A 1,426-nucleotide genomic window follows, 5' to 3' on the forward strand; every position below is an offset into this window, starting at 1 on the left:
GCCGGGTGGTCCCGGGTGGAGGCTGCGGCCTCGGCGCGCCGGTTGGCGGCGATCGGTGAGCTGGTGGCGCGTCGCACCCGCGGGCGCGACGCGGTGAACCGGTCGCGCTGGTCCTGCGATTACTGGGATGCCGCCGCCTGCGAGGTCGGCGCTGCCGAGCAGATCAGCCACGGTATGGCGTCATCGCAGATGTATCTGGCCTCTGCTTTGCGGGAGCGGCTGCCCAAGGTTGCCGCGCTGTTTCTCGACGGGGCGATCACCACCCGGCTGGTCGCCACGATCGCCTGGCGCACCACCTTGATCACCAACCCCTACCTGTTGAACGCGGTCGACACCGAACTCGCCGAGATCGCCACCGCCCTGGGGCCGCTCTCGGCGGCCAAGACCGCTGCGGCCATCGACGCCCTGATCGAGCGGCACGACCCCGACGCCATCCGGCGCCAGGAGCGCGACGCCCGCGGCCGCGAAGTCGTCGTCGACACCCGCCACAGCGACAACGGCACCACCGGCCTGTGGGGCCGGCTGTTTGCCACCGACGCCACCGCCCTCGACCGGCGCCTGACCCAGTTGGCCCACACCGTCTGCGACGACGATCCCCGCACCCTGGCCCAGCGCCGCGCCGATGCCCTCGGCGCCCTGGCCGCCGGAGCCGACACCCTGGCCTGCGCCTGCGGCACCACCGACTGCCCAGCCCGCGGCGGCACCGACGCCCGCGCGGCCAACGTCACCGTCCACGTCCTGGCCGAGCCGGCCGCCCTGGACACCGCGGCCGACCCACGCTTTGGCACCGGCGACCAATCGCCCACCGCCCCGGCCCCCACACCCCACGCCCCTCCCGCACGCGGCGGGCACATCATCGGCGGCGGCACCGTACCCGCACCGCTGCTGGCCCAACTGGTCAACAACGGCGCCACCGTCACACCACTGCGCCACCCGACCGATCTGCCGACCGAACCGCACTACCGGCCCTCGACAGCGTTGGCCGCTTTCATCCGTGCCCGCGACCTGACCTGCCGATTCCCCGGCTGCGACCAGCCCGCCACCGTCTGCGACATCGACCACGCCATCGCTTACCCACTCGGGCCCACCCACCCGGCCAACCTGCGCTGCCTCTGCCGAAAACACCACCTACTCAAGACCTTTTGGACCGGCCCAGGTGGCTGGCACGATACCCAGCACCCCGACGGCACCGTGGAGTGGACCAGCCCCACCGGCCATACCTACACCACCCGACCAAGCAGCACCCTGCGCTTCCCCACCCTGTGCCTACCTACCGGCACACCACCCCCGCCGACAACCCCACCAACCCCACCAAACCCGGGCCGAGACCTCATGATGCCCACCCGCAAACGCACCCGCACCCAAGACCGCACCCACCGCATCAACACCGAACGCGCCCTCAACAAAGCCCCACCATGCCGTTTTC

1 protein-coding gene is annotated in these 1,426 nt (G+C 71.8%); it reads left to right on the forward strand.

What is annotated here, in order from left to right:
* Positions 1–15 precede the first annotated feature (15 nt).
* Positions 16–1,426 (forward strand): HNH endonuclease signature motif containing protein (locus A5771_RS01570; RefSeq protein ID WP_082946992.1); only part of this gene is annotated, 1,411 nt, incomplete at its 3' end.

Source organism: Mycolicibacter sinensis (assembly GCF_001667375.1).
Taxonomy (GTDB): domain Bacteria; phylum Actinomycetota; class Actinomycetes; order Mycobacteriales; family Mycobacteriaceae; genus Mycobacterium; species Mycobacterium sinense_A.